General features: G+C 61.1%; 18 protein-coding genes and 4 tRNA genes. 7 read left to right on the plus strand and 15 right to left on the minus strand.

Translation table 11 applies throughout. The features are described 5' to 3' along the window. Window positions 1-96: 96 nt before the first annotated feature. Window positions 97-729, plus strand: coding sequence for an alternative oxidase (locus Q8L50_RS09275; RefSeq protein WP_305348388.1), 633 nt, complete (start codon window positions 97-99; stop codon window positions 727-729). A gap of 13 nt (window positions 730-742) precedes the next feature. Here Q8L50_RS09275 and Q8L50_RS09280 read toward each other — a convergent pair whose 3' ends face one another. The 3 genes from Q8L50_RS09280 to Q8L50_RS09290 are packed head-to-tail and all read right to left on the minus strand — an operon-like array spanning window position 743 to window position 6,647. After that, window positions 743-2,200 carry an efflux transporter outer membrane subunit gene (locus tag Q8L50_RS09280; protein WP_305348389.1) on the minus strand — a complete coding sequence of 486 codons (1,458 nt, stop codon included), beginning with the start codon at window positions 2,198-2,200 and terminating at the stop codon, window positions 743-745. Beyond that, a complete protein-coding gene (locus Q8L50_RS09285) occupies window positions 2,193-5,372 on the minus strand; it encodes an efflux RND transporter permease subunit (protein WP_305348390.1) in 3,180 nt (1,059 codons plus the stop codon). The genes Q8L50_RS09280 and Q8L50_RS09285 overlap by 8 nt, the downstream gene beginning before the upstream one ends. Before the next feature lie 12 nt (window positions 5,373-5,384). Continuing rightward, window positions 5,385-6,647: an efflux RND transporter periplasmic adaptor subunit gene (locus Q8L50_RS09290; protein ID WP_305348391.1), complete on the minus strand. Its 1,263-nt coding sequence runs from the start codon at window positions 6,645-6,647 to the stop codon at window positions 5,385-5,387. A 171-nt stretch (window positions 6,648-6,818) separates the two neighbouring features. Between Q8L50_RS09290 and Q8L50_RS09295 the strand changes: the two genes are divergently transcribed. Then, the gene (locus Q8L50_RS09295; protein ID WP_305348392.1) at window positions 6,819-7,448 is read left to right on the plus strand and encodes a TetR family transcriptional regulator; all 630 of its coding nucleotides are present in this window, start codon (window positions 6,819-6,821) and stop codon (window positions 7,446-7,448) included. Window positions 7,449-7,479: 31 nt separating this feature from the next. Here Q8L50_RS09295 and Q8L50_RS09300 read toward each other — a convergent pair whose 3' ends face one another. From Q8L50_RS09300 to Q8L50_RS09350, 11 genes are all read right to left on the minus strand, one after another. After that, window positions 7,480-8,115, minus strand: coding sequence for a DUF6806 family protein (locus Q8L50_RS09300; protein WP_305348393.1), 636 nt, complete (start codon window positions 8,113-8,115; stop codon window positions 7,480-7,482). A gap of 42 nt (window positions 8,116-8,157) precedes the next feature. Further along, a tRNA-Leu gene (locus Q8L50_RS09305) sits at window positions 8,158-8,249 on the minus strand. A gap of 57 nt (window positions 8,250-8,306) precedes the next feature. After that, window positions 8,307-8,380, minus strand: a tRNA-Cys gene (locus tag Q8L50_RS09310). Window positions 8,381-8,495: 115 nt separating this feature from the next. Continuing rightward, window positions 8,496-8,571 (minus strand) — tRNA-Gly (locus Q8L50_RS09315). Window positions 8,572-8,632: 61 nt separating this feature from the next. Next, a complete protein-coding gene (lon, locus tag Q8L50_RS09320; protein ID WP_305348394.1) occupies window positions 8,633-11,062 on the minus strand; it encodes an endopeptidase La in 2,430 nt (809 codons plus the stop codon). Window positions 11,063-11,192: 130 nt separating this feature from the next. Then, window positions 11,193-12,458: an ATP-dependent Clp protease ATP-binding subunit ClpX gene (gene clpX, locus Q8L50_RS09325; protein ID WP_305348395.1), complete on the minus strand. Its 1,266-nt coding sequence runs from the start codon at window positions 12,456-12,458 to the stop codon at window positions 11,193-11,195. A gap of 118 nt (window positions 12,459-12,576) precedes the next feature. Then, a complete protein-coding gene (gene clpP / locus Q8L50_RS09330; RefSeq protein WP_305348396.1) occupies window positions 12,577-13,197 on the minus strand; it encodes an ATP-dependent Clp endopeptidase proteolytic subunit ClpP in 621 nt (206 codons plus the stop codon). A 115-nt stretch (window positions 13,198-13,312) separates the two neighbouring features. After that, complete coding sequence (tig, locus tag Q8L50_RS09335) at window positions 13,313-14,623, minus strand: trigger factor (protein WP_305348397.1); 1,311 nt, start codon at window positions 14,621-14,623, stop codon at window positions 13,313-13,315. Window positions 14,624-14,720: 97 nt separating this feature from the next. Next, window positions 14,721-14,807 (minus strand) — tRNA-Leu (locus Q8L50_RS09340). A 209-nt stretch (window positions 14,808-15,016) separates the two neighbouring features. Continuing rightward, window positions 15,017-18,172, minus strand: a complete 3,156-nt coding sequence (locus Q8L50_RS09345) for an efflux RND transporter permease subunit (RefSeq protein ID WP_305348398.1) — start codon at window positions 18,170-18,172, stop codon at window positions 15,017-15,019. Between the two features lie 7 nt (window positions 18,173-18,179). Continuing rightward, window positions 18,180-19,340 carry an efflux RND transporter periplasmic adaptor subunit gene (locus Q8L50_RS09350; protein ID WP_305348399.1) on the minus strand — a complete coding sequence of 387 codons (1,161 nt, stop codon included), beginning with the start codon at window positions 19,338-19,340 and terminating at the stop codon, window positions 18,180-18,182. A gap of 121 nt (window positions 19,341-19,461) precedes the next feature. Between Q8L50_RS09350 and hpnC the strand changes: the two genes are divergently transcribed. From hpnC to hpnE, 4 genes are read left to right on the plus strand one after another with little or no spacing between them, the layout of a single operon-like run. Then, window positions 19,462-20,355 carry a squalene synthase HpnC gene (gene hpnC / locus Q8L50_RS09355; RefSeq protein WP_305348400.1) on the plus strand — a complete coding sequence of 298 codons (894 nt, stop codon included), beginning with the start codon at window positions 19,462-19,464 and terminating at the stop codon, window positions 20,353-20,355. Further along, window positions 20,334-20,882 carry a DUF2867 domain-containing protein gene (locus Q8L50_RS09360; RefSeq protein ID WP_305348401.1) on the plus strand — a complete coding sequence of 183 codons (549 nt, stop codon included), beginning with the start codon at window positions 20,334-20,336 and terminating at the stop codon, window positions 20,880-20,882. Before hpnC ends, Q8L50_RS09360 begins: the two co-directional genes overlap by 22 nt. Beyond that, window positions 20,879-21,721, plus strand: a complete 843-nt coding sequence (gene hpnD, locus Q8L50_RS09365) for a presqualene diphosphate synthase HpnD (RefSeq protein WP_305348402.1) — start codon at window positions 20,879-20,881, stop codon at window positions 21,719-21,721. The genes Q8L50_RS09360 and hpnD overlap by 4 nt, the downstream gene beginning before the upstream one ends. Next, entirely contained in the window at window positions 21,718-22,995 is a 1,278-nt protein-coding gene (gene hpnE / locus Q8L50_RS09370; RefSeq protein WP_305348403.1) for a hydroxysqualene dehydroxylase HpnE, read from the plus strand. Before hpnD ends, hpnE begins: the two co-directional genes overlap by 4 nt. A gap of 48 nt (window positions 22,996-23,043) precedes the next feature. On the opposite strand, the gene Q8L50_RS09375 is transcribed toward hpnE, so the two are convergent. Beyond that, the gene (locus Q8L50_RS09375; protein WP_305348405.1) at window positions 23,044-23,760 is read right to left on the minus strand and encodes an HAD family hydrolase; all 717 of its coding nucleotides are present in this window, start codon (window positions 23,758-23,760) and stop codon (window positions 23,044-23,046) included. Window positions 23,761-23,779: 19 nt separating this feature from the next. Here Q8L50_RS09375 and hemH point away from each other — a divergent pair, with 19 nt between their 5' ends. Next, window positions 23,780-24,883 (plus strand): ferrochelatase, encoded by a 1,104-nt coding sequence (gene hemH / locus Q8L50_RS09380; RefSeq protein ID WP_305348404.1) that lies wholly within the window; start codon window positions 23,780-23,782, stop codon window positions 24,881-24,883. Window positions 24,884-25,034: the final 151 nt, after the last annotated feature.

Raw genomic sequence — 25,034 nt, forward strand, 5'->3', positions numbered from 1 at the left:
TTCGCCACAGCAGACAAGCCCCTGGGCGCAGAGGTGAAACTCCAATGAGCGCACACTGGGTCCGTTCTTTGTCCCCTTTTCCCCAGGAACCCTGCCGTGCTGCCCAAACCGCCCCAACAATCACACCATGCCCAGTCGGATTTTTCCGACTGGTTTGCCTGGCGGACCACGCGTTTCCTGCGCTTCCTGGCAGATACCTTTTTTGCCGGGCGTTACGGCAACCGGGCCGTGGTTCTGGAAACGGTTGCCGCGGTGCCCGGCATGGTCGGGGGTGCGCTGATTCACCTGAAATCCCTGCGCAGCATGAAAGATGACGAAGGCTGGATTCGCACCCTGCTGGACGAAGCCGAGAACGAACGCATGCACCTGATGACCTTTATCCATATCGCCCAGCCCAGCCGGCTGGAGCGCGCCATGATCATGCTGGCACAGGGAATCTTCTACAACCTGTTTTTCCTGCTCTACCTGGTGTCGTCACGCACAGCGCACCGGCTGGTCGGCTACTTCGAGGAAGAAGCCGTCTACAGCTACACCGAGTACCTGGCCGGCATCGACGGCGGGCAGTATGAGAACGTGCCCGCGCCGCAGATCGCGATTGACTACTGGAAGCTGGCGCCAGATGCGCGCCTGCGCGATGTGATCGTGGTGGTGCGCGACGACGAAGCGGGCCACCGCGACGTCAACCACAGCTTTGCCGACCAGCTTGCGGTTGAGGCCCAGGCCGCCTGAAGAGCTTGAAGGCTCAAGGCGTCGCCGCTGTCTCTTTCCAGCCGCCGCCCAGGGTCTTGTACAAGGTCACCTGGTTTTGCAGTTGCAGCAACCGTGCCTGCACCACCGCCTGCCGCGCAGAAAAAAGCGAGCGCTGGGCATCGAGCAAATCAAGCTGGCTGGCAATGCCGTTCTGGTAGCGCAGATCCGACAACTTGAACCGCACGCCTTCGGCAGTGGCTTGCGCCTGCTGCGCCCGCAGCTGTTCACCCAGCGTCGCACGACCTGCCAGGGCATCAGCCACTTCGCGAAACGCCGTTTGAATGGCTTTTTCGTATTGCGCGACGGCAATGTCGCGCCCGGCATTGGCCGACTCCAGCCCGGCCTGATTACGGCCAGCGTCAAACAAGGGAAGGAAAAGCTGGGGTGCCAGCGACCAGCCCCACGAGCCGTTTTGAAACAGGCCCGACAAATGGTTGCTGGCACTGCCCGCCGAGGCAGTCAGCGAGATGCGCGGAAAAAACGCAGCACGCGCCGCACCGATACTGGCGTTGGCCGCCAGCAATTGCTGCTCGGCCTGGCGAATGTCGGGGCGCTTGGTCAGCAGGTCCGAGGGCAGGCCTGCCGGGACATCGACCATCACGGGAGCATCGGCCAGCGCCTGCCCGGCAGGCAAGGCAGTCGCCAGCTCGCCCTCCAGCGGCTGGCCCACCAACAGGGTCAACAGGTTCTCATCGAGTGCGCGTTGCCTCTGCAACTGGGCGCGGCTGATACGCGCCGCTTCCAGCAGGGATTCAGCCTGGCGCAGATCGAGCTCCGACGTGACGCCGTTGTCAAAACGCAGCTGGCTCAGCTTGAAAGACTCCTCCCGCGTCGCCAGCGTCTGCTGGGTGATGCTCAGGAGTTCTTCATCGGCCAGCAGACTCAGCCAGGTGTTGGCCACCGTCGCGATCAGGCTGATCTGTGTGGTCTTGCGGCCTTCCTCCGAAGCCAGGTACTGGGCCAGCGCAGCTTCCTTGAGACTGGCAACGCGGCCGAAAAAATCAATCTCATACGACGTGAGCGCCAGGCCTGCGGTGTAGACACTGGCGATGTTGCCGTTGCCCGACGCGCTGGGTTGGCGCGACCCGGTCGCGGCTGCACCCACGGTTGGAAACTGGTCGGCGCGCCGGATCTGGAACTGGGCCCGTGCCTGCTCGATGTTGAGAACAGCGATGCGCAAGTCGCGGTTATTGCGCAGCGCCGATTCGATCAGCAGACGCAGCCGGGAATCGCTGAAAAAACTCTGCCACTCGAGGTCGGCAGCCGCCACCGTCTGCAGCGCAGTCGATGCCACAGGCGGCATGCCGGCCAGCGAGCGCGACAGACGCAGGCCCGGCCACTCGCCAGCAATCGGCGCGACCGGCCTCTCGTAAGTGGGCGCCATGGAACAGGCGGCCAGCAGTGCGGCTGCGCCCAGTGGCAGGAGGGAGGTCAGCACGCTCTTACGCATGGGGATTGCCTTCATGACTTTCTGCTCCGTCGATGCCAGCCGACCGGGCATGTTCGGCATACATTTTTTTCTGCCTTTCGCTGCTCTTGAACAGGCTGCGAACGACCACAAAAAACACCGGCACAAACACCACCGCCAGCGCAGTGCCGGTGATCATGCCGCCAATCACACCCGTGCCGATGGCGCGCTGACTTGCCGAGCCCGCACCCGTGGCCAGGGCCAGTGGCAGCACACCCATCATGAAAGCCAGTGAGGTCATCACGATGGGTCGAAAACGCAGATGCGCAGCGGCCAGCGCCGATTCAATCGCGCTCTTACCCTGGGCTTCCAGGTCCTTCGCAAATTCGATGATCAGGATCGCATTTTTGGCCGACAGGCCGATGATGGTGATCAGGCCGACCTGAAAGTACACATCGTTCGAATACGCGCGCAGCAGCGTCGCCAGCAGCACGCCCAGCACGCCCAAAGGCACCACCATGATCACCGCCAGAGGGATGGTCCAGCTTTCGTACAGCGCCGCCAGGCAGAGAAACACCGCCAGGATGGCAAAGCCGTACAGGACCAGGGCCTGCGAACCTGCCAGCTTTTCTTCACGTGACTGGCCGGTCCACTCAAAACCAAAACCCGACGGTAGCTGCGCCGCGAGCTTTTCCATCTCGGCCATGGCAGCGCCCGAGCTGTAACCCGGGGCGGCAGAGCCCGAGATACGCATGGCCGGGTAGCCGTTGTAACGGATGGTCTGCTGCGCACCCGTCACCCAGCGTGTGGTGGCAAACGCCGACAGCGGCACCGGTCGGCCCTGGCTGTTGCTGGCGTTGAGCCGCAAAAGATCATCGGGCTGCATACGCGACGGCGCATCGGCCTGTACCACCACGCGCTGCAACCGCCCCTGGTTGGGAAAATCATTGACGTAGCTTGAGCCTAGAGCGGTTGAAAGCGTGCTGTTGATGGCGTCAAACGACACCCCCAATGCATTGGCTTTGTCGCGGTCAATATCGATCTGCAGCTGCGGGCCGTCCTCCAGACCGTCTGGCCGCACCTGGGCCAGCACGGGGCTTTTGCCAGCCATGCCCAGCATCTGGTTGCGGGCGCCGACCAGTGCATCGTGCCCGGCACCACCCCGGTCCTGCAAGCGAAAAGTAAACCCGCTGGCAGAACCGAGCTCGGGGATGGGCGGCGGGCTCAGCGGGAAGATAAAGGCGTCACGAATACCCGACAGGGCACCAAAGGCCCTGCCCGCCAGCGCTTCGGCCGATTGCCCCTTGCCCTCGCGCTCGGACCAGTCTTTCAGCGTGATGAATGCCAGCGCGGCATTCTGACCCTGTCCAGCAAAGCTGAAACCGAGTACACCGACCATGCTCTGCACTTCGGGCTGCTTGAGGATGTAGCCCTCAACCTGCTCCATCACTGCCCGCGTCCGTTCCTGCGTGGCGCCAGGCGGCAGCTGGACATTGACCAGCATGGTGCCCTGGTCTTCGCCGGGCAGGAAGGACGTGGGCAAACGCATGTAAACCACCGCTACCGCGGCAATAATCGCCGTGTAAATGATGAGGTAACGCGCCGCGCGTTTGAGCACCCTCGCGACCAGGCTTTCATAGCTTTTGGCCGTACGCGAAAACACCCGGTTGAACCAGCCAAAAAAACCACGTCTGTCGTGGTGGTGGCCAGCCTCCACCGGTTTGAGCAGGGTGGCGCACAGCGCCGGCGTGAGGGACAGTGCCATGAAGGCTGAAAACCCGATGGAGGCCACCATCACCGCAGCAAACTGGCGGTAGATATTACCGGTGGAACCGGCAAAAAAGGCAAGCGGCACAAACACCGAAATCAGCACCACGGTCACGCCGATGATGGCGCCCGATATCTGCTTCATCGCCTTGCGGGTGGCGTCCAGCGGGCTCAGGCCTTCTTCGCTCATGATGCGTTCGACGTTTTCCACGACCACAATCGCGTCGTCCACCACGATGCCAATCACCAGCACCATGCCAAACATGGTCAGCACATTGATCGAAAAACCCAGCGCCAGCAGCGTGGCAAAAGTGCCCAGCAGCGCGATCGGCACAACGATGGTTGGAATCACCGTGTAGCGCCAGTTTTGCAAAAACAGGTACATCACCAGAAACACCAGTGCCACCGCTTCAAACAAAGTCACCGCCACCTGGGTGATGGATATCTGCACAAAGCGGGAACTGTCATACGGAATGGCCCAGCTCATGCCCGGCGGGAAAAACCGCTCCAGCTCCGCCATCTTCTGGCGCACCGCCTTGGCCGATGCCAGCGCGTTGCCGCTGGGCGCCAGTTGCAGGCCGATGCCCACCGCCGGTTTGCCATTGAGCCGTGCCGAGGTGGCATAAGTCTGGCCACCGAGCTCGATACGCGCCACGTCCTTGAGCCGCACGGCGGAGCCGTCGGTGTTGGCACGCAGCACGATGTTGCCGAATTGTTCGACATTGGCCAGCTGTCCATTGACCACCACGGTGGCTGCGATGCCCTGCCCGCCCACATTGGGCAAGTCGCCTATCGTGCCGGAAGACACCTGCGCGTTCTGCGCCCGGATGGCCACAGTCACGTCAGCCGGCGACAGGTTGAAGCCCGCCATTTTTGCCGGATCCACCCAGATGCGCATCGCACGCTCGGAACCGAAAAGCTGGGCCTGGCCGATGCCGGGCAGGCGCTGCAGTTCGGGCACCACGTTGCGCGATGCGTAGTCGCCCAGGGCAATCGGATCAAAAGCGGGGTTGCTGGACGAGAGCATCGTGAACAGCAGAAAGTTTGAACGGGATTTGTCCACCCGCACACCCTGCTGCGTGACCGCCTGGGGCAAGCGGGGAGCCGCACGCGAGAGTCGGTTTTGCACGTCCACCTGCGCCAGATCGGCATTGGTGCCAGGCTGAAAACTGATGGTGATGGTGCCGGTGCCATTGGCCTGCGCCACCGACTCCATGTAGATCAACCCGGGCGAACCGTTCATTTCGCGCTCTATCACGGACAGCACGCTGTCTTCCAGCGTCTGTGCCGACGCGCCGGGATAGGCGGCGTTGATGACGATGGAAGGCGGCGCAACCGGCGGATACTGCGAGATCGGCAGCTGCGTGATGGCGACGCCGCCCATCACAATGATGAACAGGGCGATCACCCAGGCAAAAATAGGCCTGTCGATAAAAAACTTGGCCATGCGCCCGGCCTCCTATTTCGAAGCCGCAGAGGCTGGCGCACTGGCAGCCGCAGCCGGGGCAGAAGCGGCGCCGGCAGGCCCGCCAGCCGGCGCGCTGCCGATCGCCTGCCAGGGTACCGGCTTGACGCTGGCACCAGGCCGCAATTTCTGGAACCCGTCGACGATGACCTGCTCCCCGGTTTTCAAGCCCTCCAGAACGACCCACTGGTTGCCTTTGGCTGAATCTATTTTCACGGGACGTGTAGCGACCTTGCCCTCGCTATCAACCACCATCACCGTGTCACCCTGGGCCGAGCGCGTGACCGCCTGTTGAGGCAGGGTTATGGCGTTGCTCACTTTGGCCTGCTCCAGCCGCACCCGCACGTACAGGCCCGGTAGCAGTTGCGCGTTCGGGTTCGGCACCTCCGCGCGCAATGTGATCTGACCCGTCGTGGCATCCACCGTCAGATCAGAAAACAGCAAGCGCCCGGGCTTCGCATATTCGCTGCCATCCTCCAGCACGATCCGCACGCTGGCGGCGTCGCTGCCGCCGGCCCGTTTGAACTGGCCACCGTCCATCGCGGCGCGCAGCTTCATGACCTCGGAGGCCGACTGCGTGAAGTTGACATACATGGGGTTGATCTGCTGGATCACGGCCAGTTGCGTGGCATCACCCTGTCCCACCAGCGCGCCCTCGGTCACCAGTGCACGACCGATGCGACCGGAAATCGGCGCCGACACGGCGGCATACCCGAGGTTGATGTTGGCCGTCTGCACATTGGCTCGACCCACCGCCACATCCGCTTCGGCCTGCTTTTGGGCGGCAACCGCGTTGGCGTATTCCTGCTTGCTGATGGCATTGGCCTCGACCAGCGGCTTGTAACGGGCCGCCAGCGCGCTGGCCTGTGCCAGATTGGCCTCAGCGCGGGCCTGCCCGGCCTTCGCACTGGCGGCTGCCGCCGCGTAAGGCGCGGCGTCTATGCTGAAAAGCGGCTGGCCAGCCTTCACGTCACTGCCTTCGCGAAACAGGCGCTTCTGCAAAATCCCCGCTGCCCGCGCCCGGACCTGCGCCACGCGCGAAGCTTCGAGCCGGCCCGGCAGCTCGGTCACCAGACCGACCTCACCCTGTGTCACAGTGACCACCCCCACGGTGGCGGGCGGCGGCGCAGCCGGGGGCGCGCTTTCGCCCTTGCCGCAAGCGGCCAGAAGCAATGGCAGCACGGCGCCCAGCAGCAACACGCGACAGGACGGAAACGGGGAGGCCAGGCTGCGCTGGGCGAAGGGGGACGTAGGCATGCAGATCCTCAATTTCTTCTGGAAAACCGGCGATGGGCGCCAGGGTCCGCAGTGGCCCACGCGCCTCAGGGACGAAAGCCGCAAGATTAAGGGTTTTCGCGAATGACATAGTTTACATACGCCGTTGAATGTATATGCTCAAGGGGCAAAAAGCAGCGCAAAGGAAACACCATGGCCCGTCGAACCAAAGAAGAAGCTCTGGCCACACGCCACCGGTTGCTGGATGCGGCTGAACATCAGTTTCAGGCTAAGGGCGTGTCACGCACCAGCCTGCAGGACATTGCTCGGCGCGCTGGCGCCACACGAGGTGCTGTTTACTGGCATTTCAGGGACAAGGCAGACCTGTTCAACGCGATGATGGAGAGGGTCACCCTGCCACTGGAGCAATCTTTTCAAAGTGTCGCGCAAGACGAAATCGCCGACCCGCTTACGCGCATACGCGGTCTTGTGCGCGACGCACTGGTTCGCATCGCGTCAGACCCCCAGACACGCCGGGTATTCGAGGTGGCCACCCACAAGGTGGAATATGTCGATGAGCTGCAGGCGGTCCGGATCCGCCATCTGGGAGTCCGCAAACAGTTTCTGGTATTCGTTGAACGCGGGCTGCTGGCCGCGGCTGCCCATGAGGCCATTGCCCTGTCCGTGCCGGCGGACACGGCTGCACGGGGCATACACGCCATCCTTGACGGATTGATTCAGAACTGGATGCTGGACAACACTGAATTCGACCTGTGCAAGGTGGGTCAAGGTGTGCTGGATATTTATCTAGGCGGGTTGGGTTTCAAACCCGAGCAAAAATAGTAGCGCGGCACGCGGCGCCATTGCCCAGGAGCTAATGCAGGTGACGCGGCTTGCGACCACCGCCATGCCCGGAGCCGCCCTGCGGTCCGCCCATGCCGCGTGGCGGCCGGCCCAGCTGCATGGAGTTGACCAGTGTTTCAAAGCGCTGCTCGAACAATTTGTCCACCGCCGCCACCACATCACCAAGTTCCGTTGCGTCGAAATGACGCTCCATCATCGCGATCATGTCCTGCACCAGCAAATCGCGCTGCACCTGCATGATTGCAGCAGGGGTGGGACCGACAAAATACATCGCAAAATCGTCTCTGGCCTCCTGGCCGTCCGCCTCTTCATCCTCATCGAAATCCGCATCGTAAAAAGTGACTTCAATGGGTGCGCCACCGCTTGAAAGCTCATTCAGCGCCATACACACCTCGTCAAGCGCCTGGCGGAAGTCTTCTTCGCCGGGGACGGTCCAGCACAGCTGCAGCAAATGTTGGTGCACATCAAAGCGTATGCCAGGCTCTTCCTCATAAACACTGGCGGCGCCATCTGCCAGCGACTTCGCGCCAGAGTAGGTCCACAAGGGCTTCAGCGCATCCTGCAATTGCTCAAAGCCGACATCCTCACGCAACGGCACTTCGCCGTGAACGTGAATTTCAAATGGAGGGGTGTTGTAGCGGGCCATGGAATCTATCTTAACCAGTTGAGACCGGAAATGAACAAGAGCTGGTGCCTGAGACCGGAATCGAACCGGTACGCCCGTTTTCACGAAGCGGCGGATTTTAAGTCCGCTGTGTCTACCTATTTCACCACTCAGGCGGGGACATGCTGTCGAACAAAAAAGCCCCTGGCAGGGGCGGACGTCGAAAATTGGGATGGAGGCGCGGGCCGGAGTCGAACCGACCTACTCGGATTTGCAATCCGGTACATAACCGCTTTGTTACCGCGCCGTGATCTGTCTGCCTTCAGCAAAATCGAATGATTTTACTGACTTTCGTGATGAAAATAATCCGATGAAAGACCCAATGAAAAAGGACAGCATGTTTGCATGCTGCCCTTTTGAATTGGAGCGGGAGAAGAGTCTCGAACTCTCGACCTCAACCTTGGCAAGGTTGCGCTCTACCAACTGAGCTACTCCCGCGATAACAGCCTCAGATTATAGCGCAGTTTTTTAGCTGCGCGAACCTGCTGCATAAATTTGCTCAATGCTTGACGTTGCCGAGGGCCTCCACCGCCGGCAGGACAGCTTCAGCAGCCGCAACAGCGGACTCTTCGTCGGGCAAAGGCACCGGCTGACTCACCAAAGCGATCTTCAACACCTGGTCAATCCATTTGACTGGAACAATTTCAAGACCGTTTTTCACGTTCTCGGGAATCTCCTGCAGGTCCTTGGCATTTTCTTCAGGGATCAACACGGTCTTGATGCCGCCGCGCAGCGCCGCGAGCAACTTTTCTTTCAGGCCGCCAATCGCCGTGACCTCCCCGCGCAGGGTGATTTCGCCTGTCATCGCCACATCGCCGCGCACCGCAATCCCGGTGATGGCAGATACAAAAGCGGTGGTCATCGCCGCACCGGCGCTGGGGCCGTCCTTAGGCGTGGCGCCATCGGGCACGTGGATGTGGATGTCGCGCTTTTCAAACATTTCGTCCTTGATGCCCAGCACCCGTGCGCGGCTGCGCACCACCGTGCGCGCAGCTTCCACGGACTCCTTCATCACGTCGCCAAGAGAGCCGGTACGCGTGATCACACCCTTGCCAGGCATCATGGCCGCTTCAATGGTCAGCAGATCACCGCCCACCTCGGTCCAGGCCAGACCGACCACCTGGCCGACCTGGTTGTGTTTTTCGGCACGGCCATAGTCAAACTTGCGCACACCCAGAAAGTCATTGAGGTTGTCGGCGGTCACAAGCACCTTGGGTTCCATCTTTTTCAGCTGGATGCCCTTGACCACCTTGCGGCAAATCTTGGACAGTTCGCGCTCGAGCGAGCGGACACCGGCTTCACGCGTGTAATAACGCACGATGTCGCGCACCGCCTGCTCCTGCACTTCCAGCTCGTCATCTTTCACGCCGTTGTTCTTGAGCTGCTTGGGCAACAGGTAACGCATGGCGATGCTGGTTTTTTCGTCTTCGGTGTAGCCCGACAGGCGGATCACCTCCATCCGGTCCAGCAGCGCTGCGGGGATGTTCATCGAGTTCGAGGTCGCCACGAACATCACGTCGCTGAGGTCAAAGTCCACCTCGACGTAATGATCACCAAAGGTGTGGTTCTGTTCAGGGTCCAGCACTTCCAGCAAGGCGCTGGACGGGTCGCCCCGGAAGTCCGTGCCCAGCTTGTCGATCTCATCGAGCAGGAACAGCGGATTGCGTGTACCGGCTTTAGTCAGGCTCTGCAATACCTTGCCGGGCAGCGCGCCAATGTAGGTGCGGCGGTGACCGCGAATCTCTGCCTCATCACGCATGCCACCCAGTGCCATGCGCACATACTTGCGGCCCGTGGCCTTGGCAATGGATTGCCCGAGCGAGGTCTTGCCCACGCCTGGAGGCCCGACCAGACACAGAATCGGCGCCTTGAGCTTGTCCACGCGCTGCTGAACCGCGAGATATTCAACAATGCGGTCTTTGACTTTTTCCAGGCCGTAGTGGTCTTCGTCGAGCACGCTCTCGGCATTGGCGAGGTCGTGCTTGATCTTGGTCTTCTTGCTCCAGGGCAAACCGGTCAGCACGTCGATGTAGGTGCGCACCACCGTCGCCTCGGCCGACATGGGCGACATCAGCTTGAGTTTTTTCAGCTCGCCTTCGGCCTTCTTGCGCGCTTCCTGCGGCATTTTTGCCGCCTTGATCTTCTTTTCGATCTCTTCGATGTCGGCGCCCTCTTCCCCCTCACCGAGTTCTTTCTGGATCGCCTTGACCTGCTCGTTCAGGTAGAAATCGCGCTGGTTTTTCTCCATCTGGCGCTTGACGCGGCCACGGATTTTTTTGTCCACATTCAGGATGTCGACTTCACGTTCGAGCTGCTCGTAAAGGTTTTCCAGCCGCGACTTGACGTTGTCCAGGTCAAGAATGACCTGCTTGGCGTCGAGTTTGAGCGGCAGGTGGGCGGCAATGGTGTCGGCGAGGCGGCCGGCATCGTCAATGCTCGATATCGAGGTCAGGATTTCAGGGGGAATTTTCTTGTTGAGTTTGACGTAGTGGTCAAACTGCTGCATCACCGCACGGCGCAGCGCTTCAATCTCGCTGGTCTTGTCTGCCGGGTCAATGACGGCCGGGGCAACCGGCGTCACATTGGCGCTGAAGTGAAGTTCGCCTTCTTCGATTTTGTTGACTTTGGCGCGTTGCTGCCCCTCCACCAGCACTTTCACGGTGCCGTCGGGGAGCTTGAGCATCTGCAATATCGTGGCCACGCAGCCGACCTCGAACATGTCTTCGACCGAGGGCTCATCCTTGGCTGCGGCCTTCTGGGCCACCAGCATGATGCGCCGCTCGGCTTCCATCGCCGCTTCCAGTGCCTTGATGCTTTTGGGACGACCCACAAACAGCGGAATCACCATATGGGGAAACACCACCACATCGCGCAGCGGTAGCAGCGGCAGATCGACAGGGCTGGAAGGCAGCGTGGTTTGTGCAGACATATAACCTTAAAGGTAAGCCTTGAACGAAAGCCCTGGCATCGTGGCGGGTATCAGGCTTTCATGTTCGGCAACAACAATAACCACAGAAGTGGGGGACGCTGGCCGCTTTTCAAGCCGGCCAGTTGCGGCATCAGGCCTGTTTGGCAGACTCACGGTAAACCAGCAGAGGCGCCTTGTTTTCTTCAATTGTGGACTCGTCGACCACCACTTTTTCAACGTTGCTGGTATTGGGCAGGTCAAACATGGTGTCGATCAGCGACTGCTCCAGGATGGACCGCAAACCGCGCGCGCCGGTCTTGCGCGCCAGTGCCTTGCGGGCAATCGCCTTCAGCGCGGAGGGGCGAATCTCAAGATCCACACCTTCCATGGACAGCAGCTTGCTGAACTGTTTGACCACCGCATTTTTGGGCTCGGTCAATATCTGTACCAGGGCGTCTTCGGTCAACTCGGCCAGAGTGGCCACTACCGGCATGCGGCCCACCAGCTCAGGAATCAGCCCGAACTTGATCAGGTCCTCAGGCTCAACGTCCTTGAACGATTCCGTCAGGCTACGGGCCTTTTTGCTCTTGACCGCCGCGCCAAAACCAATACCCGACGACTCGGTGCGGTTTTCAATGACTTTTTCCAGACCCGAAAAAGCACCGCCGCAGATAAACAGGATGTTGGTGGTGTCAACCTGCAAAAAGTCCTGATTCGGGTGTTTTCGTCCGCCCTGAGGGGGCACCGACGCCATGGTGCCTTCAATCAGCTTGAGCAAGGCCTGCTGAACGCCCTCGCCCGACACATCGCGGGTGATGGACGGATTGTCGGACTTGCGTGAAATCTTGTCGATTTCGTCGATGTACACAATACCCTGCTGCGCGCGCTCAACTTCGTAGTTGCAGCTCTGCAGCAGCTTCTGGATGATGTTCTCGACGTCTTCCCCGACGTAGCCGGCTTCGGTCAGCGTGGTGGCGTCGGCCATCACAAACGGCACGTTGAGGGTGCGCGCCAGCGTCTGCGCAAGCAGCGTCTTGCCGGAGCCTGTGGGGCCGATCAGCAAGATGTTGCTTTTGGTCAGCTCAACATCGTCTTTTTTGGCTTTTTCCTTGTGCCGCAGACGTTTGTAGTGGTTGTACACCGCCACTGCCAAAGTGCGCTTGGCGGGCTCCTGCCCAATCACGTAACCGTCCAGCGTGGCCTTGATTTCCAGCGGCGTGGGCAGGTCCCCGCGCGTCTCGCGCACATCGTCTCCGGCGGGCAACTCGTCACGGATGATTTCGTTGCACAGATCGATACATTCATCGCAGATGAAGACCGACGGACCCGCGATCAGCTTTTTGACTTCATGCTGACTTTTACCGCAGAAGGAGCAGTAGAGGGTTTTTTCGCTGGAAGAGCCTTTTTTGTCGGCCATGGGTGGAATGCCTTTGAATGCCCGGAGGAGGTATCGGTCAATGATAACCAAATAAAAACGGCGTTCTCTGTTACAGAAAACGCCGTTGCTGCTGTGCAACTGGTGGAAACCAGTGTGTTCAGGGGCGTTTGGCGATCACCTGATCCACCACGCCATAAGCTTTGGCCTCATCGGCAAACATGAAGTAGTCGCGCTCAGTGTCTCGCTCTATTTTTTCGACGGTCTGACCGGTGTTCTCGGCCAGGATGCGATTCAACTGATCGCGCGTCTTGAGGATGTCGCGGGCGTGGATCTCGATGTCGGTCGCCTGGCCCTGGGCACCGCCAGAAGGCTGGTGAATCATCACACGCGAATTGGGCAGCGAAAAGCGCTTGCCCTTGGCACCGGCCGCCAGCAAAAAGGCGCCCATGCTGGCCGCCATGCCCACACACAGTGTGGACACATCGGCCTTGATGAATTGCATGGTGTCGTAAATCGCCATGCCCGCCGTCACCGAACCGCCCGGTGAGTTGATGTAGAAGGAAATATCCTTGTCCGGGTTTTCACTTTCCAGGAACAACAGCTGGGCGACCACCAGGTTGGCGGTCTGGTCATTGACCGGACCCACCAGAAAAATAACGCGTTCCTTGAGCAGGCGCGAATAAATGTCGTAAGACCGTTCGCCACGGCCGGATTGCTCAATCACCATCGGCACCATGCCGAGGCCTTGAATCTCCTGCGCATTGCTGTAAATGTTCATGTGTTCTCCAAAGGTTGGGCTTACTTTACCCAAAATAAATGGGGCTTGAAGCCGTAGCCGCAAGCCCCTGCATCAGAAATCAGCTGACAACAAGGCCAGTGGCCCGCCGGTCGCTTCAGTTCTGGGCCATCAATTCATCAAAGGACACCGATTTCTCGACGATTTTGGCTTTACCCAGCACAAAATTGGTCACGTTGTTTTCGATCACCACCGACTCAACCTCGGCCATGCGTTTTTCGTCGCTGAAATACCAGCGCACCACATCCTGCGGTTTTTCATAGCTGGAGGCCAGTTCTTCCACATGGGCCTTGACCTGCTCGGTTTTGGGAAACAGGTCGTTGGCACGGGTCAGTTCAGCCACCACCAGGCCGAGGCGCACGCGCTTTTCGGCTTGCGGACGGAAGATATCGTCAGGAATCGGCGCCTTGTCGGCATCCTTGATGCCGCGTTGCTTGAGGTCAGCGCGTGCGCCTTCGACCATGCGGTCCAGCTCGGACTGAACAATGGCTTGCGGCACATCGAGCTCGGCATTTGCCAGCAAGGCGTCCATGACGGCATTTTTGTTGCGCGCCAACAGACGGAACTTGACCTCGCGCTCCAGGTTCTTGCGGATGTCGGCGCGCAGGCCTTCCACGCTGGCGTCGGCGATTCCCAGGGATTTGGCCAGCGCTTCATTGACTTCAGGCAGGTGGGCAGCTTCAATTTTCTTGACCGTGACCATGAAGTCAGCCTGTTTGCCAGCGACTTCCTTGCCGTGGTAGTCGGCCGGAAAGTTCAGCGGAAAAGTCTTGCTTTCGCCGCTTTTCATGCCGCGCACGGCATCTTCGAATTCCTTGAGCATCTGGCCTTCGCCGACCAGGAACTGGAAAGCTTCGGCCTTGCCGCCGGCAAAAGCTTCGCCGTCGACCTTGCCTTCAAAGTCGATGGTGGCGCGGTCGCCGTCCTGGGCCGGGGCGTCCAGCGCGCGCTGCGCAAACGTCCGACGCTGCTTGCGCAGGATGTCCACCGTCTTGTCGATCGCTTCGTCGCTGACGTCGGCAGTGACTTTTTCGACTTCAGCATTGGCCAGGTCACCGATCTTGACTTCAGGATAGACCTCAAAAACAGCGTCAAAGGACAGCTCGCCTTCAGGAGCGCCTTCCTTTTCGCTGATGCGCGGCTGGCCCGCCACGCGCAGCTTGGCCTCGTTCGCCGCCACCGAGAAAGCTTCACCGACCTTGTCGTTCATCACCTCGTAGTGCACCGAATAACCATAACGCTGGGCCACCACGTTCATGGGCACCTTGCCGGGACGAAAACCGTCCATCTTGACAGTGCGCGCCAGGCGCTTCAGGCGTGAATCAACTTCGGACTGGATGGTGTTGACCGGCAGGGTCAACGTCATCTTGCGTTCCAGCTTTTCAAGGGTTTCAACAGTCACGGCCATGATCTACTCCTAATATCCAGACGATGTAAAAGACAGACTGTGCGCACCACCGGAAGGCGGTGCAGCAATCAATCGTCCTGAAAAATCTCAAAAAAAGTGGTGCGCGGGGCGGGACTCGAACCCGCACAGTATTGCTACCGTCAGGACCTAAACCTGGTGCGTCTACCAATTTCGCCACCCGCGCGCCGGAAACAAAAACGGGAATCCTCAGCTTTTAGGCTTACGGACCCCCGCCTGAAATCGGTCAACTTTCTATTTTAGCCTGTATCGGCTACCAGTCAGCCGCCACCCTTCTCCGCGAACGGATTAAGCCAACGCCGGTGTTTCGCGTGGCTCGCGCCTGACGCGAAACCAGGCGGGTCTGGGCGCTGCGCGCCGCCCCGCCGGGCGGATTTATTGAAACGCCGGTGTTTCGCGTTTCACGCGAAACCATGCGGCGTACATCGCCGGCAGCGCCAGCAAGGTCAGCACGGTGGCGACGATCAGCCCACCCATGATGGCAACCGCCATCGGGCCCCAGAAGACGCTGCGTGACAGTGGGATCATGGCCAGCACGGCGGCAGCCGCCGTCAGCACGATGGGACGCAGGCGGCGCACGGCGGACTCGACAATCGCATCCCATGCCGGAATACCGGCGCTGCGGTCCTGCTCGATCTGGTCGATCAGGATCACCGAATTGCGCTGGATCATGCCCATCAGGGCAATCACACCCAGCAAGGCAACGAAGCCAAATGGACGACCGAGCAGCAGCAGCGCGCCTGCGACGCCGGCAATGCCCAGCGGCCCGGTCAAAAAGACCAGCATGGCGCGGCTGAAGCTGTGCAATTGCAGCATCAACAGCGTGAAGGTCAGGAACAACATGATTGGAATGCCCGCTGCGATGGAGCCCGAGCCTTTGCTGCTTTCCTCCACGGCACCGGCGACTTCAATGCGATAACCCGCCATGCCATTTTTCTGCCATTTGGCTTCAATGACTTTCAGGGCCGGCAAAAGCTCGTTGGTGACCGTCGCGCCCTGCAGGCCTTCGACAATGTCACTCTGAACGGTGATCGCGTAGTCGCGGTTCTCGCGCCACATCACGCCCGGCTCCCAGGTGAACACGGGTTTGGCGATCTGGGTCAGCGGAATCGACTTGCCCGATGCCGTCGGCAGGTACGCATTGCCAAGATCGGTGATCGCATTGCGTTCATCCAGCGGCTGGCGAAGCACGATGTCTATGAGTTTGTCGCCCTCGCGGAACTGGCCCACGTTGCTGCCGCTCAAAATGGTTCTGGATGCCTGCGCAATCGACTGGCTGGTCACGCCCAGCGCACGCGCCTTGGACTGATCAACTTCCAGGCGCAGCACCTTGACGGATTCATTCCAGTTGTCGTTGGTGCCGCGCGTGTTGGGGCTTTCGCGCAACACGGCCTTGACCTCGTCGGCGCGCTCGCGCAGCACCAGCGGATCGATGCCGACCACACGGAACTGCACCGGGTAGGGCACGGGCGGGCCATTGGGCAGCAGCTTGATGCGGCCGCGCACCTCGGGAAACTCCTGGGCCAGCAGCGCGGGCAGCTTGATGCGCAGCGACTCACGCACCTTCAGGTCCTTGGGCAGCACAATGAATTGCGAAACGTTGGTCTGCGGAAAAACCTGATCGAGTGGCAGGTAAAAACGCGGCACGCCTGAGCCCACCCAGGTACTGACTGAACGCACGCCGTCTTCCTTCAGTAAACGCTCTTCCACGCGTTTGGCGGTGAGCTCATTGGCGGCAAACGATGTGCCTTCCGGAAACCAGATATCCACCATGATTTCTGGCCGGCTGGAGTCCGGAAAAAATTGCTGCTGGACTTTGCCCATACCAACAATGCCCAGCGCAAAGACAAGTATCGTCGCGCCAATCGTGATCCAGCGGTACTCGACACACCAGTTGACCAGGCGACGGAAACCCCGGTAGAACGGCGTGTCAAAGTGCTCGTGGTGATCGGCCTTCCCATCGACCGGCAGCGGTTTGGCCTTGAGCAGCAGCGTGCCCAGGTAGGGCACAAAGTAGACCGAGACGATCCAGCTCAGCACCAGCGCAATCACGGTGACCGCAAAAATCGCGAAGGTGTATTCACCCACCGTCGATTTCGCCATGCCAATCGGCAGAAAACCAACCGCCGTGATCAGCGTGCCGGTCAACATGGGCATGGCGGTAATTTCGTAGGCAAAGGTGGCGGCGCGCACCTTGTCGTAGCCCTCTTCCATCTTGCGCACCATCATTTCGACCGCAATGATGGCGTCATCGACCAGCAGGCCCAGCGCAATGATGAGCGAGCCCAGCGATATCTTGTGCAGGCCAATGCCGAAGTAACTCATCGCCAGAAAAGTCACCGCCAGCACCAGCGGAATCGTGATGCCCACCACCAGCCCGGGCCGCATGTCGATGTAATAACGCTTCCACAGCGGGTGCTGCCCGGGGCGTCGATGAAAACCCAATGCAATAAAACTCACCGCCAGCACAATCACCACGGCTTCAATCAGCACACTCACAAACTCATTGACCGATTTGGCCACCGCCGTGGGCTGGTCCTGGATCTGCACCAGTTCCATGCCTGCCGGCAGCCTGGCAGCTATGCGGCTGGTCGTGGTTTTGAGCGCCTTGCCAAGTGCAATGATGTCCCCGCCCTTGGCCATGGACACACCGAGTGCAATCACTTCCCGGCCCTGATGCCGTACCTTGACCGCAGGCGGGTCCACATAGCCACGCTTGATCTCGGCAATGTCGCCCAGGCGCAACTGATTGCCCGAGTTGCCGCGTATCGGCATGGCGCGCAGCTGTTCAACGGCTTCAAACTGCCCGGCCACGCGGACTTGCACCACGTCGAGTGGGGTCTGCACTGCGCCAGCCGACTCCACCGCGTTTTGCTGGCCCAGCTGGTTGAGCACCTGGTTGAAATCAAGGCCAAGCTGTGCCAGGCGTTTCTGCGAGATTTCGATGAAAATTTTTTCGTCCTGCACGCCAAACTGTTCCACCTTGGCGACGTCCGGCACACGCAGCAGTTGCTGGCGTACGTCGTCGGCAAAGGTTTTGAGCTCGGCATAGTTGAAACCGTCGGCCTGCAGCGCATAGATCACGCCATACACGTCGCCGAAATCGTCATTGAAGAAAGGCCCGACCACGCCACCCGGCAAGCTGCCGCGCATGTCGCCCACCTTTTTGCGCACCGCATACCAGACACCCGCCACATCGGCGGCTTTGGACGAGTCCTTGATCTGGAAGATGATCTGCGACTCGCCCGGCTTGGAGTAGCTGCGGATCTTGTCGGCAAACGGCACTTCCTGCAGCGTGCGCTCTATCTTGTCGGTCACCTGCTCCGCCACCTGCTGCGCGGTAGCGCCCGGCCAGTAGGTGCGCACCACCATCGCGCGGAAGGTAAATGGCGGGTCTTCGTCCTGGCCAAGCTGGAAGTAGGCGGCTGCGCCCAGCAGCATCAGCACCACCATCAGGTAACGCGTCAGCGCCGGGTGGTCCAGCGCCCATTTGGACAGGTTGAAACTGTCTTTGGGTTGAATCTGGTTCATGCCTGCCTCACTTCGCAGAGGGCGCGGGCGCAGTGGCGGCGGCAGCAGACGCTATCGAATCAGTAGCTGCCTGCGCAGTTGGCGCCTGGGCTACAGGCGCTTTTGACTGATAAATCGTGACTTTCTGGCCGGGCGACAAGACATGTACCCCGGCGCTGACCACCAGCATGCCGGGCTGCAGACCGGCAGCGATGACGGCTTCATTGCCATCGGCTGTGGCAATCTGGATGGTCTGCGACCTCACCGTCATGCTGGCCTTGTCCAGTACCCAGACTGCGCTGTTTTTGCCCTCCTGGCGCAAGGCGCTGGTGGGCAGCTTGATGACCTGCAGGCCACTGGCGCCCAGGCCCTGCGGCTGTACATACACCGTGGCGCCCAGCACCGGGGGCTCGCGCGTGTCCAGCGCCACTTTCACCGGGTAGGTGCGGGTGGCAGGGTCGGCACTGGCCGACACCTCGCGCACCTTGCCCGCCAGCTCGGTACCCTGCGCCCAGACGCGTACCTTGACCGGCATGCCGACCCGGATGGCCGCGACCTTGTCTTCAGGCACCGAAAACACCACATCGCGCGGGCCGTCGGCGGCGATACGCAGCACCGGTGTGCCGGCAGACACCACTTGCCCGGCCTCGGCTTCCACCGCCGTCACCACACCCGAGACGTCGGCCACCAGCACAGCGTAATTGGCCTGATTGCCCTGCACTGCCAGCTGCGACTGTGCCTGCTCCAGCTGGGCCTGCGCCGCTTTCAGCGTGGCCTCGCGGCGCTCCAGCTCGGCACCGCTGATGAAGTTCTGCTCTTTCAGCTCTTTGTAGCGCTTGTAGTCGGCCGCAGCCAGATCACGCTGTGTGGCAACTGCTGCCACCTGGGCGCGCGCCGCATCGGCGGCCAGTTTGTAATCCTGCGGGTCCAGTTGGGCCAACACCTGCCCGGCCTTGACGCGCTGGCCCAACTCGGCCTGTCGCTTGATGATTTTTCCGCCCACCCGAAAACCCAGGCGCGACTCGACCTGGGCTTTGACCTCACCCGCAAATTCGTGGCTGGAGGTGAAGGTATCCACCCCCACGGTCAACACCTTGACCGCTCGCACCGGCTCCTCGGGCGCGGCAGGTTTGGAACAGGCGGCCAGCAACAAGGCGGCGCCAAGAACGGCAAAGACGGTTTTATGCATGATGTGCTTGACTGGATCGGTGGCGGACCAGCCGCAAAACGGCTAGAAAATTTGCTACTACTGACTGACTGGTTAGTAATCTAGGGTAAATGCCCATGCTTGTCAAGCGACAATCCGTGCCATGAATCCCGGCCCTCCCGCCCCCAGCCCAAGCGCGCCACTGGTCCTGCAGTCACCCGCGCAGCACTACGAAAACTTCCCCGTGGCCACGCTGCTGTGCCCGCCGCAACTGCGCCCCGCGGTTGCAGCGATTTATTGGTTTGCCCGCACCGCCGACGACATTGCCGATGAAGGCGATGCACTGCCCGACCAGCGCCTTCAGGAGTTGGCCGCCTACCGCGCTGACCTGCTCGCCGCCGCAGACGACCAGCCTGTCTCGTCGCGCTGGCCAGAGGTATTTGGACCCCTGCAGCCGGTTTTAAGGCAATTCAAGCTTCCTGTCTCCCTGCTGGCAGACCTGCTCAGCGCATTTGAACAAGACACCGTCAAACAGCGCTACGCCAGCGAGGCCGAACTGCTGGACTACTGCCGCCGCTCGGCCAATCCGGTAGGCCGGCTGCTGCTGCATCTCTATGGCGTCAGCGACGGCGCTTCGCTGCAGCAAAGCGACCACATCTGCAGCGCGCTGCAACTGATCAACTTCTGGCAGGACCTCAGCGTGGACATTCCGCGTGGCCGCATTTACCTGCCGCAGGACAGCTGGGCCGCCCATGGCGTTGATGAGGCGCAACTGCTGGCCCGCGAGGTGAATCCACATACTATTAATTTGATAGCTGCTAGCGCACACTCGGCAAGGGCCCGCATGCTAAAAGGCCTTGAACTTCCAGCTGCGGTGGCGCGGCAGATGGGCGGCTTCAGTGGCTGGCGCGCGGCGTTTGAGCTGCGCTGCGTGATCCAGGGCGGGCTGCGGATTCTCGACAAAATTGATGCCCTGCACTACCACACACTGGTGCAGCGGCCCAAACTCAATCGCTGGGACGCACTGGTGATTTTATGGAAAGCCCTGTTCGCATGATCCGGTCTGTCGCCATCCCCTCCGCCTGCCAGCTCAGCGCCCGACAGATGGATGCCAACTTTGCCGACGCGTATGAAGCCCTGGTTCCGGCATCACAACTGACGGCCACCGAGATTTACCGGGCCATCACCCGCCAGACGCCGGGCTGGGTAGAGGGCCTGATGCGCCTGCGCAACCAGCTGGTTCAACCTTTTGGGCTGAAGAACCTGGGCACGCTGGCCACGGTGCCGCCTGGCGAGGCGGTACCGGGCAAACGCATGGGGCTTTTTGAAGTGGTCAGCAGCAGCCCGAATGAGCTGGTCTTGCAGGATGACGACAAACACCTGCTGGTTCAACTGTCGGTGTTGAAGCAAACACATGACAACACCTGTGACAAGCTGACCCTGAGCACGGTGGTTCATATCCACAACACCCTGGGGCGGGTGTACATGGCTTTTGTGGGTCCGGCCCACAAGCTGATTGCCCCTGCTGTGCTGCGCCGTGCGCCGCAGGCGGTGGCATCAAGCCTGCGACAATCCCGCCCATGAGCCCTGAGGAATACGTTCAGCAAAAAGCCGCCGCGTCTGGCAGCAGTTTTTATTACGCCTTTTTGTTTTTGCCCAGGGAAAGGCGGGCCGCCATCACCGCGTTTTATGCCTTTTGCCGCGAGATTGATGATGTGGTGGACGAGGTCACCGACCCCGGCGTGGCGCACACCAAGCTGGCCTGGTGGCAGGCCGAAGTGCTCAAGGCTTATGCAGGCACGCCCAGCCACCCGGTGATGAAAGCGCTGATGCCGCTGGCGCCGGGCTACCAGATCGAGGCGCGCCACTTGCAGGCGGTGATTGAAGGCTGCCAGATGGATCTGGCGCAAAACCGCTACCTCGACTTTGCCAATCTCAAAACCTATTGCCACCTGGTGGCCGGCATTGTGGGAGAAGTCGCGGCGCGTATATTTGGGCAGACCGAAGACGCGACTACCGCCTATGCCCACAAGTTGGGACTGGCCTTCCAGATGACCAACATCATCCGCGATGTCGGTGAAGACGCGCTGCGCGGCCGCATCTACCTGCCGGTCAACGAAATGCAGCAGTTTGATGTGAAGGCCCACGAAATATTGAAGCGCCAATACTCGGACCGCTTCAGCGCGCTGATGAAGTTCCAAACGCAACGCGCCCTCAGCCTGTACGACGAGGCCCTGGACCTGCTGCCAGAAGCAGATCGCCGTTCGCAAAAACCCGGCCTGATGATGGCCAGCATTTACCGCACCCTGCTGCGCGAAATTGAAGCCGATGGCTACCAGGTGCTGCACCAGCGCGTCAGCCTGACGCCGCTGCGCAAGTTCTGGCTGGCCTGGAAGACACAGGCGTTTGGGCGGGTCGTTTGAAGATTGCCGTCATAGGCGCAGGCTGGGCCGGCTGCGTGGCGGCAGTTGAAGCCACCCGCCTTGGACAACAGGTCACGGTTTTTGAGGCGGCACGTATCCCTGGCGGCCGTGCACGGCGGGTGGACGTGCCGTGGCCGGAAGCGCGCACCCTGCCCCTGGACAACGGCCAGCACATCCTGATAGGTGCTTACACCGAAACGCTGCGGCTGATGGCCGACCTGGGCCTGAACCCTGAGCAAACACTTCTGCGCCTGCCGCTGACACTTCAGTTCCCGGACGGCACCGGTCTGGCTTTTCCCCGGCTGCCCGCGCCACTGGACGCGATCGCTGCCATCGCGCGCGCGCGCGGCTGGTCCTGGCGCGACAAGCTGTCGCTGCTGCGCGCCGCCACGGGTTGGCAGCTCGCAGGTTTTCGCTGCGCGGCTGATCTGTCTGTTGCGCAGTTGTGTGCCGGGCTCACGCCGACTGTGATGGCCAGCCTGATAGAGCCGCTGTGTGTGTCGGCACTCAACACACCCGCCGACCGCGCCAGCGCCCAGGTCTATTTGCGGGTACTGCGCGACGCGTTGTTTGCCCAATCACGCGGCTCCAACCTGCTGCTGCCGCGTGTGGACCTCAGCGCCCTGCTGCCTGATGCGGCGCTGGCCTGGCTCGCACAACACGGGGGCGCCGTGCACCTGGGAACGCGGGTGCAAAGCATCGCGCCCGCCGCCAAGGGCTGGCTGGTGGATACCGAAGCATTCGACCGCGTGATCCTGGCCTGCCCGCCCCGGGAGGCTGCACGGCTGGCCGAGCACTGCGGTATGCCTTGCGATGCCTGGCTGGCGCGTGCTCGCGCCTTGCGTTTTGAGGCCATCACCACGGTTTATGTGTCTGCGCCCGGCACACGCCTGGCGCAGCCCATGCTGGCCCTGCACGCCAGTGCGCCAGAGGGCGGTTCGCCGGCGCAGTTTGTTTTTGATCGCGGCCAACTGGGCGGACCAGCTGGCCTGCTGGCTTTTGTGGTCAGCGCCAGCACAGCCGACAGCGCCGCGCAGACTCAAGCCGTGCTGACCCAGGCGCAGCAGCAACTGGGCCTGCAAGGGCTGAGCGCAGTACAAACCATTACCGAAAAACGTGCCACCTTTGCCTGCCTGCCCGGCCTGCAGCGGCCCGGCGCGCAACTGCTGCCCGGCCTGCTGGCATGCGGTGACTATGTGGATGGACCTTACCCGGCCACCCTGGAGGGCGCGGTGCGCTCGGGTTTGCAGGCGGCGCAAATTGCTCTCAATTAAGTAGCTGCTTGCGCATATACAGCAAGGGCTGCAGGCCTATTTAACCACCTAACCACCTAACGGCGACTGGACGGCCTGCAACAGGTCACACAGCTCCGTCAGATTGGTCACGGTTTCATGCGGCAAGGCATCGTGTGCCCAGAGATGATCTGACCGATTGACCCACACGGTCTGCATGCCCGCGTTCAGCGCGCCCAGCACGTCCAGCGCAGCGTCGTCGCCCACATGCAGCACGTTGTATGGCTGCACACTGACGGCGCCGGCGGCGGCATGAAAAATCCGCGAGTCGGGCTTGCCGACCCCAAAGGCCTGCGCACTGATGGCGGCCTGAAAATACGGCTCCAGTCCAATCCGGCCGATCTCCGCATTGCCGTTGGACAGGGCCACCAAGGGGTAACGCTCCGACAGAAACTCCAGCGCCAGCAGCGCATCGTCATAAAGCGTGACCTCATGGCGCGCGGCAAAAAATACCTCAAACGCTTCATCTGCCAGCAACGGGTTTTCCTTGGAGCGGTACAACGCCACACGAATCGCCTCGCGCCGGATGGCACTGAGGTTGTGTTTGAGCTCGGGTCGACTGCGCACAATATGCTCTCGGATATCGTGCCGGGCACCGGCATTGGCAAACAGCGCGGCGGTCATCGGTGCGTGGCGGCCCAGCCAGGCGTCAAGGGCGGCTTCAGCTTTTTCTATCACGGGCCAGACGGGCCAAAGGGTGTCATCAAGATCAAGGGATATGGCTTTGATAATTGTCAGGTCGAGCATAGGTAGGTGAGAATAACCCATGGCTTTCTCTCCCGAACCACCCTTCACCCACGGCCAGCCTCCAAAGGCTGCAGGCAGCAGCGCCGTGTTGTATTGCAACCTCGGCACGCCCGACGCCCCCACGGCTGCCGCACTGCGCCCTTACCTGGCGCAGTTTCTCAGCGACCACCGGGTGATTGAAATTCCCAGGCTGCTGTGGTGGCTGATCCTGCACGGCATCATCCTGCGCCTGCGGCCCAAAAAGTCGGCGGCCAAATACGCCAGCATCTGGACCGCGGCAGGTTCGCCGCTGAAAGTCTGGACTGCCAGGCAGGCGCTGCTGCTGGCCGCCCAACTCGCCGGGCGCGGCCATCAGGTCGAAGTGCGTTATGCCATGCGGTATGGCCAGCCGTCGATTGCTTCCGAGCTGACCGCACTCAAGGCCAGCGGTGTGACGCGTGTTCTGGTGCTACCCGCCTACCCCCAATACAGCGGCACCAGCACCGCCAGCGTGTTTGATGCGGTGTACAGCTGGGCCGCCAAAACGCGGCTGATTCCCGAGCTGCGTTTTGTCAACCACTACCACGATCACCCCGGCTATATCGCGGCACTGGCGGCGCGCGTGCAGGCGCACTGGGCACAACATGGCCGCGCGGACAAGTTGCTCATGAGTTTTCATGGTGTGCCTGAACGCACGCTGCACCTGGGCGACCCCTACCACTGCGAATGCCACAAGACGGCTCGCCTGCTGGCAGAACGACTGGGGCTGGACAAGACACAATACCTGGTGACCTTCCAGTCGCGCTTTGGCAAAGCCAAATGGCTGGAGCCCTACACCGAACCCACGCTGGTGGCCCAGGCGCAAGCAGGCCTGAGAAGTGTCGATGTGTTGTGCCCCGGCTTCACTGTCGACTGCCTGGAAACGCTGGAAGAAATCGCGCTGGAAGCGAAGGAAGCTTTCGTACATGCCGGCGGACAAAGTTTCAACTACATTGCCTGCCTGAACGACAGCGCCGAATGGCTGGCCGCTCTGGCCGACATAACCGAGCAGCATTTGTCGGGATGGCCCACACGAAGCGCACCCGACCTACAGTCCTTGGCCGCCTCGCAACAGGCGGCGCTGGCCCTGGGCGCGCGGCAATAAGCCTCTATTGCAGGCGCAGCTTCAACGCGTCCTGCACCTGAGCCAGCACACTGGCCCAGTCACCCGGGGCCGGTTGCCTGAACAGCCGGGCTGTGTCGTACCAGGGGTTGTCGCTGCGCTCGAGCAGCCAGCGCCAGTCGGGGCTGAAGGG

Source organism: Polaromonas sp., assembly GCF_030680935.1.
In the GTDB taxonomy this organism is placed as follows: Bacteria; Pseudomonadota; Gammaproteobacteria; order Burkholderiales; family Burkholderiaceae_C; genus Polaromonas.